Origin of the sequence: Saccharopolyspora gloriosae, from assembly GCF_022828475.1 — a bacterium.
GTDB lineage: Bacteria > Actinomycetota > Actinomycetes > Mycobacteriales > Pseudonocardiaceae > Saccharopolyspora_C > Saccharopolyspora_C gloriosae_A.
Window position 1 is genome coordinate 4,034,073 of record NZ_CP059557.1, and the last position, 14,271, is coordinate 4,048,343.

Genomic DNA, 14,271 nt, shown 5'->3' on the forward strand with positions numbered 1-14,271 from the left:
TCTCGAAATTCAGTTCGTACCGGTCACACCCCAGGCAACCCCAGCACGGCGGCGACGCAGGTCGCCAAGTCCCCAGTTCGGTTCCACACCATCTCCCCCGGCGCCGCCGTGGCGGCAGGCAGGAACCGCGCTGCGCGGCAATCGTCCTGGTCGAAGATCCACAGGACGTCCATGCACGTCGCCGTGTCCCGCCAGCCGACCAAGCCGCCGATCTCCCCCTCGTCGTCCGCGAAGGCCCGGAAGGACCACCCCGCCGAGCGCAGGTCGTTGAGACCCGCCAGCTCCGGGTAAACCCGCATCGCGGACTCCGCATCACCCCCCTCTGTCGTCTCCTCTTCCGCACCGTCCTGGCGGGAATCGAGGAATGCGCGCCGATTCTCAGCTGCTGATCGCATAAGCTGACAGTGGACTGAAATCGGATATCGGAGTGCCACACAATCGCCACAGCCGACAAGTTCCGATTGCCCGGGCGCAACCCGATCAGGTTTCGTGGTCCGGGCGCACAAGGGGGAAGGCAGCATGACGCACGAAAACGACACGGAAACCGACAGCATCGCCCCGGAGGGTCCCGGGGACGGAGCCGAAGCGGACAATCCCACTAGGATCGGTTCCCGCATCGCCGAACTGCGCAAGATCCACGGCGTCACGCAACGCGCGTTGTCGGTGCGCGCGGCCGTTTCCTATTCCTTGCTGCGCAAGGTGGAACGCGGCGAACGCGCGGCCAGTCATTCCTTCGTCGCGGCCGTCGCCCGCGCGATGTCCGTCAACATCACCGACCTCACCGAGCAGCCGCACCACACCCGGCCGGCCACCCCCTCCTCCGAGCAGGCGGGGGTGCCCGCGCTGCGCCAAGCGCTCGTCGAGGGCGACGACCCGCAGCTGGACACCGGCCCGCGCACAGTGGACGACCTGCGCGCCGACGTGGCCCGCATCAAGGAGTGGGACCGGCGGACCCGGCACGCCGAGGCGGTGCAGGCGTTGCCGGACGTGCTGCGGCACCTGCACCACGCCGCGCGCACGCACCCGGACGATCCGACCGTTCACGAGCTGCTCGCGACCGCCTACTCCTACACGATGATCGCGCTCTACCGGCTGGGACACCTCGACCTGTGCCACCTGGCCGATGAACGTGCCCGCGCCGCGGCCGCTCGCGGCGCGGACCCGGTGCGCGGCTCGGTCGCGGAGTGGAACCACGCCCTGGTGCTGCTGTTCGACGGCTCCTACAACGCCGGGTTGCGCTCGCTGGACCGTTCGCTCGGGCTGCTCGAACCGGTCCCGGAAACGCCGGCGACCTCCGCCGTGCGGGGAGCCGTGCACCTGCGCGCCGCCATCCTCGCGGCCCGCACCGCCGACGCCGACCTCGCCGACACCCACTTGCGGGAGGCCCGCGCGATGGTCGTCGACGGGCAGGACGAGGCCAACCACTACGGCACCAAGTTCGGCGCCACCAACGTCGACATCCACGGCGTGGCGGTACCCGTGGAACTCGCCGACGGCACCACCGCGGTGACCAGGGCGGGCACCGTGCAGCTGCCCGAGCACACCGCGCCGAGCCGCAGCGGGCACTACTGGATCGACCTCTCCCGCGGCTGGTTACTGCACGGCGACCGGCGGCGCTCGCTGGAGTGCCTGCAAACGGCCCGGCGCATCGCGCCGCAGCTCACCCGCTACCACCCGCAGGTGCACGAGACGGTGCAGTCGCTGGCGGTCAGCGACGCGCGTTCCACCAACAGCCTGTCGCACTTCGCCGCGTGGTGCGGTATCCGGCGCTGAGGAGCGCGAATGAACGACAACGGACAGCCCGTCCTGTACGCGATCGGCATGGGCTCCCCCGCGGCGCGGGACATCGGCAGGCTGGTGGAACTCGCCCAGGCCGACGGCTGGGCGGTGTGCGTGGTGGCCTCACCGCACGGCAGGCGGTTCCTCGACGCCGAGTCGCTGGCCGTGAAAACGGGCCATCCGGTGCGCAGCGAGTACAAGGATCCGGCCGCGGTCGACGCGCTGCCGCCCGCCGACGGCATGATCGCGGCGCCGATCACCTGCAACAGCATCGCCAAATGGGCGGCGGGCATCTCCGACACGCTTCCGCTGGGGATGCTGGTGGAGGCGGTCGGCAAGCGGCAGCCGGTGGTGGCGATGCCCTTCTCGAACCGCGCGCAGATCGGGTTTCCGCCCGTGCAGGAGGCGATGCGGCGACTGTCCGGCTGGGGAGTGACGGTGCTGTCCGGGCCGGACGTGTACGAGCAGCACGAACCCGGAACGGGCGCCGACCACCTCCACCGGTTCCCGTGGGAACTCGCGTGGCGGTCCTTCTTGGAGCATCCATGGCAGTCCCCGCGCTGACCGCACCCTCCGGCAACGACCGAGCACGACGATCCCGCACCCTCCACGGACGGTCTCGGAACCGGCCCTAGACTCCTCGCCGCGCCGCCGGGAACCGCTCCGGCCGGAACCGACGAGGGGAATCGGGTGCCAGCGCCGACCGAGCAGCCGACGTTCGAGCCGTCCGCCGCGCCGGTCGGCACCACCGAGCCACCGCCGTTCGCGCGCCGGCCGGTGCTGACGGTCGCCGGACTCACCGCACTGCTGCTGATGCTGATCAGCGGGCGCTACGGCTACCTCTCCGATGAGCTGTACTTCCTCGCCGCGGGCAAGTACCACCTGGACTGGGGCTACATGGACCAGCAACCGCTGGTTCCGCTGCTGGCGGCCGGGATCGACGCCGTGCTGCCCGGTTCGCTGCCCGCGTTGCGGCTGCCCGCGGCGCTGCTCACCGCGTTCGGGATCGCGGGCACCGCGCTGCTCGCCCGCGAGTTCGGCGGTGATCGGCGTGCCCAGACGCTCGCCGCCGCCGCGTATGCGCTGTCGCCGTGGCTGCTGCTGAGCGGACACTGGCTCGCGGCCGCGACCTTCGAACCCGCGCAGTGGCTGCTCGTGTTGTGGCCGGTGACGCGGTGGGTCCGGCTGCGCGAAGCGGGGATCCGGCGCGACCGGCTGCTGCTCGCGGCCGGCCTGGTCGCCGCCGTGGGGGTGCAGACGAAGTTCCAGATCGTGCTGCTGTGCGCCGCGCTGCTGTCGGGTGTGCTCATCGCCGGTCCGCGTCCGATGCTGCGGCGTCCGGCGCTGTGGGCGGGTGCGGCGCTGGCCGCCGCGGTGTCGATCCCCGCGCTGATCTGGCAGTCCGGGCACGGCTGGCCCTCGCGCGACATGGGCGACGTCGTCGCCGCCGAGAGCAGCAGGCTCCTGCTGCTGCCGACCACGCTGCTCTACGCCGGGCCGGTCGCGGGCGCGTTCCTGTGCTGCTTCGGGCTCTGGTGCCTGGTGCGGGACGAACGGCTGCGGCCCATGCGATTCCTCGCCTGCACGGCACTTCTCCTGCTGGTGTTCTACCTGCTGGTCGGCGGTCGCCCGAACTACCTGTCGGGGCTGTGCGGCATGCTGTTCGCCGCGGGCGCGGTCGGATTTCAGCACCGCCGCGAGGCCGGGGCGGCCCGCTGGTCGTGGACGGCGTGGCCCGCGTACGCGCTCTCGGCGGTCCTGCCGCTGGTGCTGCTCCCGATCACTCCGCTGCCGAGCGTGGCGCGGCATCCGCAGCTCGCCGCCTACAGCAGGCTTTACGAGACGGGCTGGCCGGAACTGGCCGAGACCGTCGCTCACGTCTACCGCTCGCTGCCGCCCGACCAACGCGAGCGCACCGCGATCGTCGGCGAGAGCTACCACCTGGCCGGTGCGCTCGACGTGCTCGGACCGGAGTTGGGGCTGCCCGGTGTGCACAGCCCGCACCGCGGGTACTGGTTCTTCGGTGCTCCACCGGACAGCGCCACGGTGCTGCTGTACGTGGGCGGTGCCGAGCCGCTCAAGCCCTACTTCGCCGAGAGCAGGCGGCTCGCGACGGTCCGGACCGAGCTGGATCTGGTGAACGTCGCGCAGGGCGTCTCGGTGATCCGCTACGACGGGCCGAAGCTGCCGTGGTCCCGGCTGTGGCCGCGCATCCGCACGCAGTAGCGGACGGACGCGCGGCTCGGCGCTACCGCCGCGGAGGTCCTTGCGGCGGGGGTCCCTGCGGCGGGGGCTGCTGCGGCGGATGTTGCCGGGGATTCGGCTGTCCACCGGGCCTCGGCTGTCCCGGCTGCTGCGGAGCCCCCTGCGGTCGTGCGCCCGGGCCGGAGCGATTTCCGCCCGGCTGGGCCGCTCCCGGCTGGTGCGTCGGCGGCTTGGCCGTCGGCGGCTTGGCCGTCGGCGGCTTGGCCGTCGGTGGCTGGGCCGTTCCGAACTTCGCCGTTTCCTGCTCCGATCCTCCGGGCTTCGCCGTTCCGAGCTTCGTCGTCGCCTGTTGCGGGGTTCCGAGCTTCGTCGTCGCCTGTTGCGGGGTCCCGAGCTTCGTCGTCGCCTGCTCTCCCGGTCGGCCCGGCTGAGGCGTACCCGGCGTCGGCTGACCGAGCGGGCGGTACACCGGCATCCGCATCGTCTGCAGCTGCGAGGTGCGGAAGAAGCCGGACTGCTCGCTGCCCGCCCACGGCGGCGGAGCGACCTGCGGCTGCGGCCGCCGCTGGAAGAACGCGTCCCGCGCCATCCGCATCAGCCCGAGGATCGCGTCCCGCCGGGAGTGGAACAGGTCCACCGGGATCGTCGCCCGCGTCGCGTGGTCGTGCAGCAACGCCAGCTCCGTCGCCGCCAGCTGGTAGTCCGACATCGCCCGCACTCCCGGCAAACCCGCCTGCACCCGAGCCCAGCTCCGGGCCTGGCGGCGACCGCGCATCGTCGCGAGCATCCGCACATCGTTGTCGTGGACCAGACCGCTGGGGATGTACGGCGGCAGGTGCGTGCCGATCAGCCCGATCAGCCGCCGCCGATCCCGCATCACGATCACCACCAGCGTCACCAGGACCCCGAGCTGGAGCAGGTACGCCAACGCCAGCCCGCCGTAGCCGAACACCGTGGAGAAGTTCCACAGCGCGTGCAGCAGTACCGCCGCGACCCACCCGCCGACCACCGCGAAACCCCGCCCGGCGCCGCGGCTGCGCGCCGCGTACGCGACGCCGAGCCCCGTCATCGCGGTGTAGATCGGATGCCCCAGCGGCGCGATCACGCCACGGACCAGCACGGTTTCCGCGACACCGCCACCGCTTTCCAGCAGGCCGGTCTGGTAGTAGAGCACGTTCTCCACGAACGCGAACCCGAGCGCGCAGAGCCCCGCGTACACCAGACCGTCGGTCGGGCCGTCGATCTCGAACCGGCGGAACCACAACATCAGCAGCAGGAAGAAGCCCTTGAAGCTCTCCTCCACCACCGGGGCGATGATCGAGGCGGTGAGCACCTGTCCCAGTTCCGGCCCGTACACCGGTTGCAGGAGTGCCCCGCCGACCGTGTTCACGATGAACGAGCCGACGATCGCGACTCCGGCTCCCCACGCGAACGCCGTGATCAGGTTCACCCGTGGCTCCGGCTCCAGCCGGTCCATCAGCAGCACCAAGCCCACCATCACGACCACCGTCGGCAGCGCGAGCAGACCTCCCAGCACCGTGCTGAGCACCCCACCGGCGAGCAGGTAGTACGCCAGGGCGAGCAGCATGCAGAAGCCGCACACGATCAACCCGATGATGAACGGGATCGGTGTTCGGTTGCTGGTCCGGCCTTCGAGGACCGAACGGGGATTGAGCGCGGGCATGCCGGGAGGGTAGAAGATCCCCCGTGACGGCGGCGCCGGAACCCGTCAGTTTCGTTCGGCGGCGCCGGGTCCGCGCACCTCCATCGACGCCGCCCCCGCCGCGACGGCCGTCCCGTTCTCACCGGGACCTCGCCCAGCGGTGAGCGCCTTGACCGCCGCCGACGTGCGGTCGGCGACCTCCAGCTTGGTGAACACCGCCCGCAGGTGGTTCTTCACGGTCCGCTCGGAAATGCCCAGCGACCGCGCGATCTGCCGGTTGGAACTACCGCGGACCAGATGTCCCAGTACCTCGTTCTCCCGCGGGGTGAGTCGCTGCAGCAGTGGCGCGACCTGCGCCCCCGGCGTGCCACCGGTCGCCCCGGCCGCCCGTTGCAGCGCGTCCCGGTAGACCTCGCCCGCGACCAGCCCGGTGTGCCCCAGCCGCACCCGCAGCGTCACCAGTTGGTTCACCTGCCCCAGCACCTGCTCCAGCGCCGCGGAATGCTCGATCGCCTCCCGCATCATCGCGGTGATCGCGGTGTCCAAAGCTCGCCGGTACGAACTGGCCATCAGGTGACTCCCACAGGTTCGGTGACATCGACCGCGCCGCGTCCGGACACACGGGGTCCCCGCGCGGCGCATGGTTGTTCCGGCACAGAACCCGGGCACCACGGCGCACCTCCGCCGTGACCAGGTCGATCGAGCACCGTTCAAAGGCCGACACTTCACCACCGGGCTAGGCCTTCCCACCTGCTCCGGACCGGTCGATGCCTCCACTGGCTATGTCGTCAGCACCCCCTTCAGAAGTGACCGACCGGCCACCGATTTCCCCGAATGCGGCAATCAAGGGCACGAATGGAGCAGTCCATCGGTGCCATTCGGAGGACCAGGGCAGGCGCAGCAGGTCTTTTTGACCATGTCGGCCCCCGCTTCGCGGCGCCTAGGTTTCGAAACGTCGCACGTCCCAATCCCTCCCGCTGCACTCGGCTGCGATGCCTTCGGAGATCGCAGCCCCCCCGTGAAATCACGTCGCAGTCTTCATCAAGGAGGTCTTCGCCATGTCGTGTCCGCAGGCGGCAAGCCGGGCGAGCGCACCACCCACGACGACCGCGCGTGCGCCGGGAGCGCTGCCCAGCAAAGGCTGGACCGCCTCGGCGGCCGCGAACGCGGTCCGAATCAAGCTCCGGGAGGACATCAATCCGGCGGCGAACCTGGCCACCTTTCTGACCAGCACCGTCGAGCCGGAAGCAGAACGGCTGTTCAGCGATTACCTGCCTTACAACCTCATCGACAGAGATCAATATCCGGGAGCAACCGAACTCGAACGCCACTGCGTGCAGACCCTCGCGGACCTGTGGAACGCCGATCTGTCGACGGCCGTCGGCACCGCCACCACCGGCTCCAGTGAGGCCGCACTGCTGGCAGGCACCTCGCTGCTGCGGCGGTGGCGACACCGCGGCGACACCTCAGGGCGCAAGCCGAACCTGATCTTAGGCGCCAACGCCCACGTGTGCTGGCACAAGTTCTGCCGGTACTGGGAGGTGGAACCGCGCATCGCCCCGGCCCAGCAGGACCTGCTGCACCTGACCGCGCAGCAGGCCAGAGAACGCTGCGACGAGGACACGATCGGCGTGGTCAGCGTGCTCGGCTCAACGATCGACGGCAGCTACGAGCCGGTCGCCGGCATCGCCGCCGAGCTCGACGCGCTCGCGGCGGAATCCGGGGTGGACGTCCCGATCCACGTGGACGCCGCCTCCGGCGGCTTCGTCGCCCCGTTCCTGGATCCCGAGTTGAACTGGGACTTCCGGTTGCCGCGGGTGCACTCGATCAACGCGTCGGGCCACAAGTACGGCATGGTCCCCGCCGGGCTCGGCTGGATCGTGTGGCGCGACCCGGAGGCCCGCACGAACTGGCTCAGCTTCGACACGAACTACCTGGGCAGCACTAGGGCCAACCACGAGCTGAGCTTCTCCCGATCGGCCGCTCCGGTGGTGCTGCAGTACTACAACTTCCTGCGACTCGGCTTCGAAGGATTCCGCGAACTGCACGGACGAAGCCGCGCCACCGCCACCTCGCTGGCGGCGGCGCTCGAGGGGTTGGGGCCGTTCCAGATCCTCGGTGACGGCAGCGACCTGCCCGTCGTGGTGCTCGCCCAGCACGAGGGCAGGCACCGCTGGACGTTGCGAGAGCTCGCCGCCCACCTGGGCACGCACGGTTGGTCGGTTCCGGTCTACGCGCTGCCGCCGGACCGCCAGCAGACCGACGTGCTCCGGATCGTCGTGCGCAACGAACTCACCGCCGGACACGCCGAGGACCTGCTCAGCGCGGTCCGCGGCTTCCTGTCCGGCGCCATCGCCACCCCGGCATGACCAGCACTCCCCGAAGAAAGGACGAACCATTGCGCCCCATCCGCATCGCCAGCAAGCTCACCCGACCCGAACCGCCGCAGCCGGGAACCGGAGTCCGGCTCGCGCTCTTCCAAGGTGAGAACCCGGTGGGCACCCCGGAGGCGGTGACGGCGAACCTGAACCGGATGCGGGAGGTCGTCGAAGTCGCCGCCCGCTACCAGGCACAGCTGTGCGCCTTCCCGAGTGCTACACCACCGGCTACTCGCTCGGCGCCGCCGAGGCGCGGGCGCTGGCCCAGCCGAAGGACGGCGCGGCGATCCAGGCCGCCCAAGCCGTCTCGGCCACGCACGACGTCGGGATCGTGGTGCCCTACGTGGAGCTCGACCGCGCGGCCGACACCGTGCACGACTCCATCGCCCTGGTCCTCGGCGGCGAGCTCGTCGCGAACTACCGCAAGACGCACCTGTACGGGGCGGCGGAACGGATCAACTTCACGGCGGGTACCGAACTGCCGCCGGTGGTGAAGGTCAATCAGTTCCCGGTCGGCCTGCTCAACTGCTACGAGTGCGAGTTCCCGCCGCTTTACCAGAGTCTGGTGGGTCGCGGTGCGCGGCTCATCGTCGGCCCGACCGCCGCCGATCACCACTTCACGTTGCACGACGGCAACCCCACCCAGGTGCCCTATCCGGACGCGACCGAGCACATCATCCCCGCGATGGCCTCGGTGTGGCGGGTGTTCGTGGCGTACGTGAACCGGCGCGGCTGGGAGACCTCGGAACGCGGGCAGTGGCAGTACCGCGGGAACTCCGGAGTGTGGGCACCGGACGGCACGCCGATGATCGCGGCCGGGCCGGAGGAGCGCAGCGACGACACGCTGCTCGTCACCGACTGCGTGCCGGACGAGGTGGCCCCATTCAGCCCGGAGGGTGATCACTTCTCGGACAACCGGGTGGCGCTGCAGGAGAAGCTGCTGCCGACGAGCTGACCGGACCGATCGGGCCGGGCCGCGCCACCGGCCCGGCCCGGTCACCCCGGCGCGGTCACCCCGATGCGGTCACGCCTGCCGGTCACGCCGGTGCGGTCTCCGCCTTCCCCGCCTCGGAGGCCGCACCGGTGTTCCGGTCCCCCAGAACCTCGCGCATGGCGGCGAGTTCAACGCCTTCGGCCGTGAACGCGTCGCGCACGGCCTGGGCCACCTCCACCGCGTTCGGCCGGTCCCCGTGCAGGCATATCGAGTCCGCGCGCACCGGCACCGTGGTGCCGCTGACGGAGTGGACTTCGCCGCGCAGCACCGACAGGGCCTGTTCCGCGCAGGACCGCGGGTCCTTCGCGACCGGGTCGGGTTCGATGATGATGTGCCCGGCATCGTCGTAGTCCAGGTCCGCGAACGCCTCCCGCACCACCGGCACGCCCAATTCGGCGACCCGATCGGCGGTCGGGCCTGCCAGCAGCACCACCGGAACACCGGGCGCGGCCGCGGCGACGGCCGTGCCGACGGCCTCCGCCACCGCCGGATCCCGCACGGTGAGCCCGTAGAGCGCGCCGTGCGGTTTGACGTGGGTGATCGCGACGCCCAGCTCGTCGGCGAGCGCCCGGAGCGCGCCGAACTGGTAGAGGCAGGCATCCGCCGCCTCCCGCGGGCTCATGGTCAGCGCCCGCCGCCCGAAACCGGCCAGGTCCGGGAATCCCGGGTGCGCACCCGCCGCCACGCCGGCGTCGCGGGCGATGCGCAGCGCGGCCCGCATGGTCCCGGGGTCACCGGCATGCCATCCGCAGGCGATGTTCACCGAAGTGACCAACGGAATCACCCGTTCGTCGTCGCCGAGCTTCCACCGGCCGAAGCTCTCGCCCGCGTCCGCATTGAGATCCACGAGTTTCTGCACCGGACCCACCTCCCGCAGCTGCCGAACGCGACCCGTCAGGGGCTTGTACTGCGGTGATCCCCGGCCGCGCGCCGATGGTACGAGCCATGTTCCCGCACGCCCTCGATCCGCGCAGTGCTCCGTTCGGATGTCTTCGACGTTCCTTTTCCGATCTTGGAGCGTCCTTTCAGCCCATTCCGGTGCGTGCTTTCGCGCGTACCGATCATTGTTGCGCACAGCTATGGTGACCCGAACGTGCGATTTTTTTCGTGTCGTCCAACGAGTTTGCAGCTCAGGTTCTGCGCCGGGAATCGCTTCGGCGCATGCTCGAGCACACGGCAGATCACCTCCGTAACCGGTTGAGGAGGTCGACATGGCAGCGACTGGAACAGACCTGCCTCCCGCTCGGTACGAGTTCGGCGGCGACGAATTCATCTTCGTCGAGCTCGATCAGGAAATGAGCCTGGAAGCCAATTTCAAGGCGATGGCGATCACCGGAGCTCTCCGGGAGCAGGGCATCGACGGCGTCATCGACATCTGTCCCTCCAACGCCTCGTACATGATCCGGCTCGACCCCGATCGGCTGCACCCGGTGGAGCTGGTCGATGAGCTGCGCAAACTGGAGCTCAACGCAGGCGGCCTCGCCGACGATCACACGGTGGCTACGCGGATCGTGGACGTGCCGATCCTGTTCGACGATCCGTGGACCCGCGAGACGCTGCTGCGCTTCCGCGACAATCATCAAGATCCCAGCGGGACCGATCTTGAATACGCCGCACGGATCAACGGATTTCGCGGGGTGCCCGAGCTGATCGATTCGATCACCGGAGCCCCGTTCATCGTGACGATGCTCGGATTCGTCCCCGGATTGCCGTTCTGCTATCAGATGGTTCCGCGTGAACGGCAGATCGAAGTCCCCAAGTACGTGCGGCCGCGCACCGATACTCCCGAACGCGCCTTCGGTTACGGCGGCGCGTTCTCCGTGGTCTATCCGGTGCGCGGAGCGGGCGGATATCAGCTGTTCGGCATCGCGCCCGCGCCGGTGTTCGACCTCGCGCAGACCCTGCCGGACTTCGCCGACCACATCGCTTTCCCGAAACCGAGCGACATCCTGCACTACCGCGCCATCGACCGCACCGAGTACGACCGGATCCGCGCCGAGGTGGAGGCGGGCACCTTCCGCTACCGCACCGCCGAAGTCGAGTTCTCCCCGACCGCGTTCCTCGCCGACCCGGACGGCTTCAACCGCAACCTGCTGGAGGTGCTGTGATGAGTGAGATCATCGTGCGCTCCGGAGGCCTGTACACGACGGTGCAGGACATCGGCCGCGACGGGCAGTACGCCATCGGGATGCCGCCGTCCGGCGCCCTGGACCAGTACTCCTACCGCGTCGCGAACCTGCTCGTGGGCAACCCCGACGGGGCGGCCGCGCTGGAAGCCACCTACATCGGCCCGGAACTGGAGTTCACCGACGACCGGCGGATCGCCATCACCGGCGCCGAGGCCCCCGCCCGCATCAACGGCGAGCCGGTCGCGCTGTGGGAGACGCTGACCGTGCGGGCCGGCGACGTGCTCTCGTTCGAGATGATCACCTCCGGCGCCCGCCCGTACGTGGCCGTCAGCGGCGGAGTGGCGGTGCCGGAGTACCTGGGCTCGCGCTCGACCTACACGCTCACCGGTATCGGTGGGTTCCAAGGCCGCGCGCTGCGCACCGACGACCGGCTGCCGTTGGGCTCTCCGCCCATCAGCGGACCCGCACCCGGCACCTCGGTGCCCGCGGGCCTGCGACTCGGCCTCGGCGGAGTGGCGGAACTGCGACTGGTCGTCGGCCTGTGCTCCTACCGGCTCACCCCGGCCGCACTGGAGTCCTTTGTGGATACCGAGTGGAAGGTCACCAAGGACGCCGACCGCGTCGGATACCGGTTGCGCGGCGGCACCATCGACTTCGTCGACCGCGAGCCGCCGTTCGGCGCGGGCAGCGACCCGGCGAACGTCGTCGATCTCGGCTATCCCATCGGGTCGGTGCAGATCCCCGGCGGCAACGAACCGATCGTGCTGCTCGGTGACGCGGTGACCGGCGGCGGCTACGCCACGGTGGGCACCGTGATCTCCGTGGACCGCGACCGGATCGCGCAGGCCCGCACCGGCGACCGCGTGTCGTTCACGCCGGTCGACGTCGACGCCGCGATCAGCGCCCGCCGCGACCGCGGCATCCGGCTGGAGAAGGTCCGCGCGGCAGTCAGTTGATCCCCCGAGCAGCGCACCCGATAGTTATGGAGGAGGCCATCATGTCGACTGTGAACGCCACGCTTCCCGGCGTCTTCTACCGTCGTCCCTCGCCCGAACAGGATCCGTTCGTCGAAGTCGGCGCCGCGGTTCAGGAAGGGCAGACGATCGCGCTCATCGAGGTGATGAAGACCTTCAGCGAAGTCAAAGCCGAGCAGGCGGGCACCATCGGCCGCTTCCTGCTCGACGAGGGGGACGAGGTGGAGGCCGGTCAAGGTGTCGTCGAGGTCGTGTCGCCATGACCGGGCCGGGACGAGTCCTCGTGGCCAACCGGGGCGAAATCGCGGTGCGGATCATCCGCGCCTGCCACGCCGCGGGAGTCGAGGCGGTGGCGGTGTACTCCGACGCCGACAAGAACTCCCGTTGGGTGCAGTTGGCCGAACACGCGGTGCACATCGGCGCCTCACCCGCTTCCAAGTCCTACCTCGACGTGGAAGCGCTGCTGGAGGCGGCGCGCAGCACCCATGCCGACGCCGTGCATCCCGGCTACGGCTTCCTGTCCGAGAACTCGCGGTTCGCCAAGGCCGTGCAGGACGCGGGCCTGGTGCTGGTCGGGCCGCCCGCCTCGGCGATCGAGCTGATGGGCGACAAGGCCACCGCACGAGCGACCGCGCAGGCCGCCGGAGTGCCGGTGGTGCCGGGCAGCGCACCGGTGACCGACCTCGCCGCAGCGCAGGCCGCGGCCGACGAAATCGGCTACCCGGTGCTGGTCAAGGCCGCCGCGGGCGGTGGCGGACGCGGCATCCGGCCGGTGTCCTCGGCGGCGGAACTCGCCGAGGTGCTGCCCGCCGCGCAGGCCGAGGCGAGGTCGGCGTTCGGCGACGGCACCTCGTACCTGGAGCGGGCACTGCCCCGGCCCCGGCACATCGAGGTGCAGCTGCTCGCCGACGACCACGGCAACGTGGTGCACCTGTTCGAGCGGGACTGTTCCGTGCAACGCCGCAGGCAGAAGCTCCTCGAAGAGGCACCGGCGCCGGGACTGCACGACGAGACCCGGCGACGCATCAGCGAGGCCGCGGTCCGGCTCGCCCGGCACGTCGGCTACCGCAACGCGGGCACCGTGGAATTCCTCGTCGACGAGGACCAGTGCTTCTACTTCATGGAGATGAACACCCGCATCCAGGTCGAACACCCGGTCAGTGAGGCGATCAGCGGGGTCGACCTGGTGGCCGAGCAGCTGCGGATCGCCGCGGGCAAACCGATCTCGTTCGCCCAGGAAGACCTGGTGTGCAAGGGCGCCGCCATCGAACTGCGGATCAACGCCGAGGATCCGGACCGCGGTTTCGCCCCGTCACCGGGCGAGGTCACGTCGTTCGACCTGCCCGGCGGCCCCGGTGTGCGCGTGGACACCGGCCTGACGCGCGGTGACCGGATCAGCCCGTTCTACGACTCGATGATCGCGAAGCTGATCTGTTGGGGAGCCGACCGGGACCAGGCGTACTCCCGGGCCGAGCAGGCTTTGCGCGAGTTCCGCATCGAAGGCGTGGCGAACACGATCCCGTTGCACGCCCGGCTCGTCGGCAACGACAAGCTGCGCAGCGGCCCGGTGCACACCACCTGGCTGGAGGAGCAGCTGGAGTGATCAGCGCGGGACGACCTCGTCGCGCAACACGCTGTAGCGCACGCAGTCCCGCCACCGGCCGTCGCGGAACAACCAGCCGCGCAGCACGCCCTCCCTGGTGAAACCGGCCTTGGTGAGGGCGCGCTGCTCGGCGAGGTTGTCCACCTCGGTGCCCGCCTCGACCCGGTTCACCTGGGTGTGGGCGAACAGGTACGCCACCAGTTTCCGCTGGGCGTCGGTGCCGTGGCCGCGGCCGCGCGCCTCCGGCAGCAAGGTGATCCCGATGTTCCAGCAGTACGAGGTCTGGCCGGTGGGATTCTTGGCCCAGGACACGAAACCGAGCCGTCGCTGCGGATCCTGTTCCGTGACCACCAGCAGCACGCCTTCGTCGGCGGACAGCAGCCCGGACTCCGCCCAGCGCCGCCGGAAATGCCCGGCCCCCTGGTAGCCGAACCAGTTGTAGGGCTGGGTGGCCTCACACGTGTTGAGCATCCGATCGAGATCGGTCAGGTCGCCTTCGAGTACCGGTCTCAGCAGCACTATGGACCCCACATCGAGACCGTAGAC

At 70.1% G+C, this 14,271-nt stretch carries 14 protein-coding genes; 9 read left to right on the top strand and 5 right to left on the bottom strand.

What is annotated here, in order from left to right; genetic code table 11:
- Positions 1-23: 23 nt before the first annotated feature.
- On the bottom strand, positions 24-299 hold the full coding sequence (locus H2Q94_RS17435) for a hypothetical protein (RefSeq protein WP_243788250.1): 276 nt from the start codon (positions 297-299) through the stop codon (positions 24-26).
- Between the two features lie 220 nt (positions 300-519).
- Between H2Q94_RS17435 and H2Q94_RS17440 the strand changes: the two genes are divergently transcribed.
- The 3 genes from H2Q94_RS17440 to H2Q94_RS17450 all read left to right on the top strand — a co-directional run bounded on the left by H2Q94_RS17440 (position 520) and on the right by H2Q94_RS17450 (position 4,005).
- Positions 520-1,773, top strand: a complete 1,254-nt coding sequence (locus H2Q94_RS17440; RefSeq protein ID WP_243788251.1) for a helix-turn-helix domain-containing protein — start codon at positions 520-522, stop codon at positions 1,771-1,773.
- A 9-nt stretch (positions 1,774-1,782) separates the two neighbouring features.
- The gene (locus tag H2Q94_RS17445; RefSeq protein WP_243788252.1) at positions 1,783-2,343 is read left to right on the top strand and encodes a flavoprotein; all 561 of its coding nucleotides are present in this window, start codon (positions 1,783-1,785) and stop codon (positions 2,341-2,343) included.
- 126 nt (positions 2,344-2,469) lie between these two features.
- Positions 2,470-4,005, top strand: coding sequence for a glycosyltransferase family 39 protein (locus H2Q94_RS17450; RefSeq protein ID WP_243788253.1), 1,536 nt, complete (start codon positions 2,470-2,472; stop codon positions 4,003-4,005).
- Positions 4,006-4,027: 22 nt separating this feature from the next.
- Here the strand turns inward: H2Q94_RS17450 and H2Q94_RS17455 are convergent, their stop codons facing one another.
- Both H2Q94_RS17455 and H2Q94_RS17460 read right to left on the bottom strand, forming a co-directional pair.
- Complete coding sequence (locus H2Q94_RS17455; protein WP_243788254.1) at positions 4,028-5,668, bottom strand: PrsW family intramembrane metalloprotease; 1,641 nt, start codon at positions 5,666-5,668, stop codon at positions 4,028-4,030.
- A 45-nt stretch (positions 5,669-5,713) separates the two neighbouring features.
- The gene (locus H2Q94_RS17460) at positions 5,714-6,217 is read right to left on the bottom strand and encodes a helix-turn-helix transcriptional regulator (protein ID WP_243788255.1); all 504 of its coding nucleotides are present in this window, start codon (positions 6,215-6,217) and stop codon (positions 5,714-5,716) included.
- A 488-nt stretch (positions 6,218-6,705) separates the two neighbouring features.
- Between H2Q94_RS17460 and gad the strand changes: the two genes are divergently transcribed.
- Positions 6,706-8,016 (top strand): glutamate decarboxylase, encoded by a 1,311-nt coding sequence (gad, locus tag H2Q94_RS17465; protein WP_243788256.1) that lies wholly within the window; start codon positions 6,706-6,708, stop codon positions 8,014-8,016.
- A gap of 208 nt (positions 8,017-8,224) precedes the next feature.
- Positions 8,225-8,980: a nitrilase-related carbon-nitrogen hydrolase gene (locus H2Q94_RS17470; protein ID WP_243788257.1), complete on the top strand. Its 756-nt coding sequence runs from the start codon at positions 8,225-8,227 to the stop codon at positions 8,978-8,980.
- Between the two features lie 82 nt (positions 8,981-9,062).
- Here H2Q94_RS17470 and H2Q94_RS17475 read toward each other — a convergent pair whose 3' ends face one another.
- A complete protein-coding gene (locus tag H2Q94_RS17475) occupies positions 9,063-9,878 on the bottom strand; it encodes a LamB/YcsF family protein (RefSeq protein WP_243788258.1) in 816 nt (271 codons plus the stop codon).
- A gap of 352 nt (positions 9,879-10,230) precedes the next feature.
- Between H2Q94_RS17475 and H2Q94_RS17480 the strand changes: the two genes are divergently transcribed.
- Genes H2Q94_RS17480 through H2Q94_RS17495 form a run of 4 tightly spaced genes read left to right on the top strand, consistent with a single transcriptional unit; the run spans position 10,231 to position 13,725 of the window.
- Complete coding sequence (locus tag H2Q94_RS17480; protein WP_243788259.1) at positions 10,231-11,127, top strand: 5-oxoprolinase subunit B family protein; 897 nt, start codon at positions 10,231-10,233, stop codon at positions 11,125-11,127.
- Positions 11,127-12,104 carry a 5-oxoprolinase subunit C family protein gene (locus H2Q94_RS17485; protein ID WP_243788260.1) on the top strand — a complete coding sequence of 326 codons (978 nt, stop codon included), beginning with the start codon at positions 11,127-11,129 and terminating at the stop codon, positions 12,102-12,104. Before H2Q94_RS17480 ends, H2Q94_RS17485 begins: the two co-directional genes overlap by 1 nt.
- Positions 12,105-12,145: 41 nt before the next feature.
- Complete coding sequence (locus H2Q94_RS17490; RefSeq protein ID WP_243795773.1) at positions 12,146-12,385, top strand: acetyl-CoA carboxylase; 240 nt, start codon at positions 12,146-12,148, stop codon at positions 12,383-12,385.
- Entirely contained in the window at positions 12,382-13,725 is a 1,344-nt protein-coding gene (locus H2Q94_RS17495; protein ID WP_243788261.1) for an acetyl-CoA carboxylase biotin carboxylase subunit, read from the top strand. The genes H2Q94_RS17490 and H2Q94_RS17495 overlap by 4 nt, the downstream gene beginning before the upstream one ends.
- On the opposite strand, the gene H2Q94_RS17500 is transcribed toward H2Q94_RS17495, so the two are convergent.
- On the bottom strand, positions 13,726-14,256 hold the full coding sequence (locus tag H2Q94_RS17500) for a GNAT family N-acetyltransferase (protein WP_243788262.1): 531 nt from the start codon (positions 14,254-14,256) through the stop codon (positions 13,726-13,728).
- Positions 14,257-14,271 lie beyond the last annotated feature (15 nt).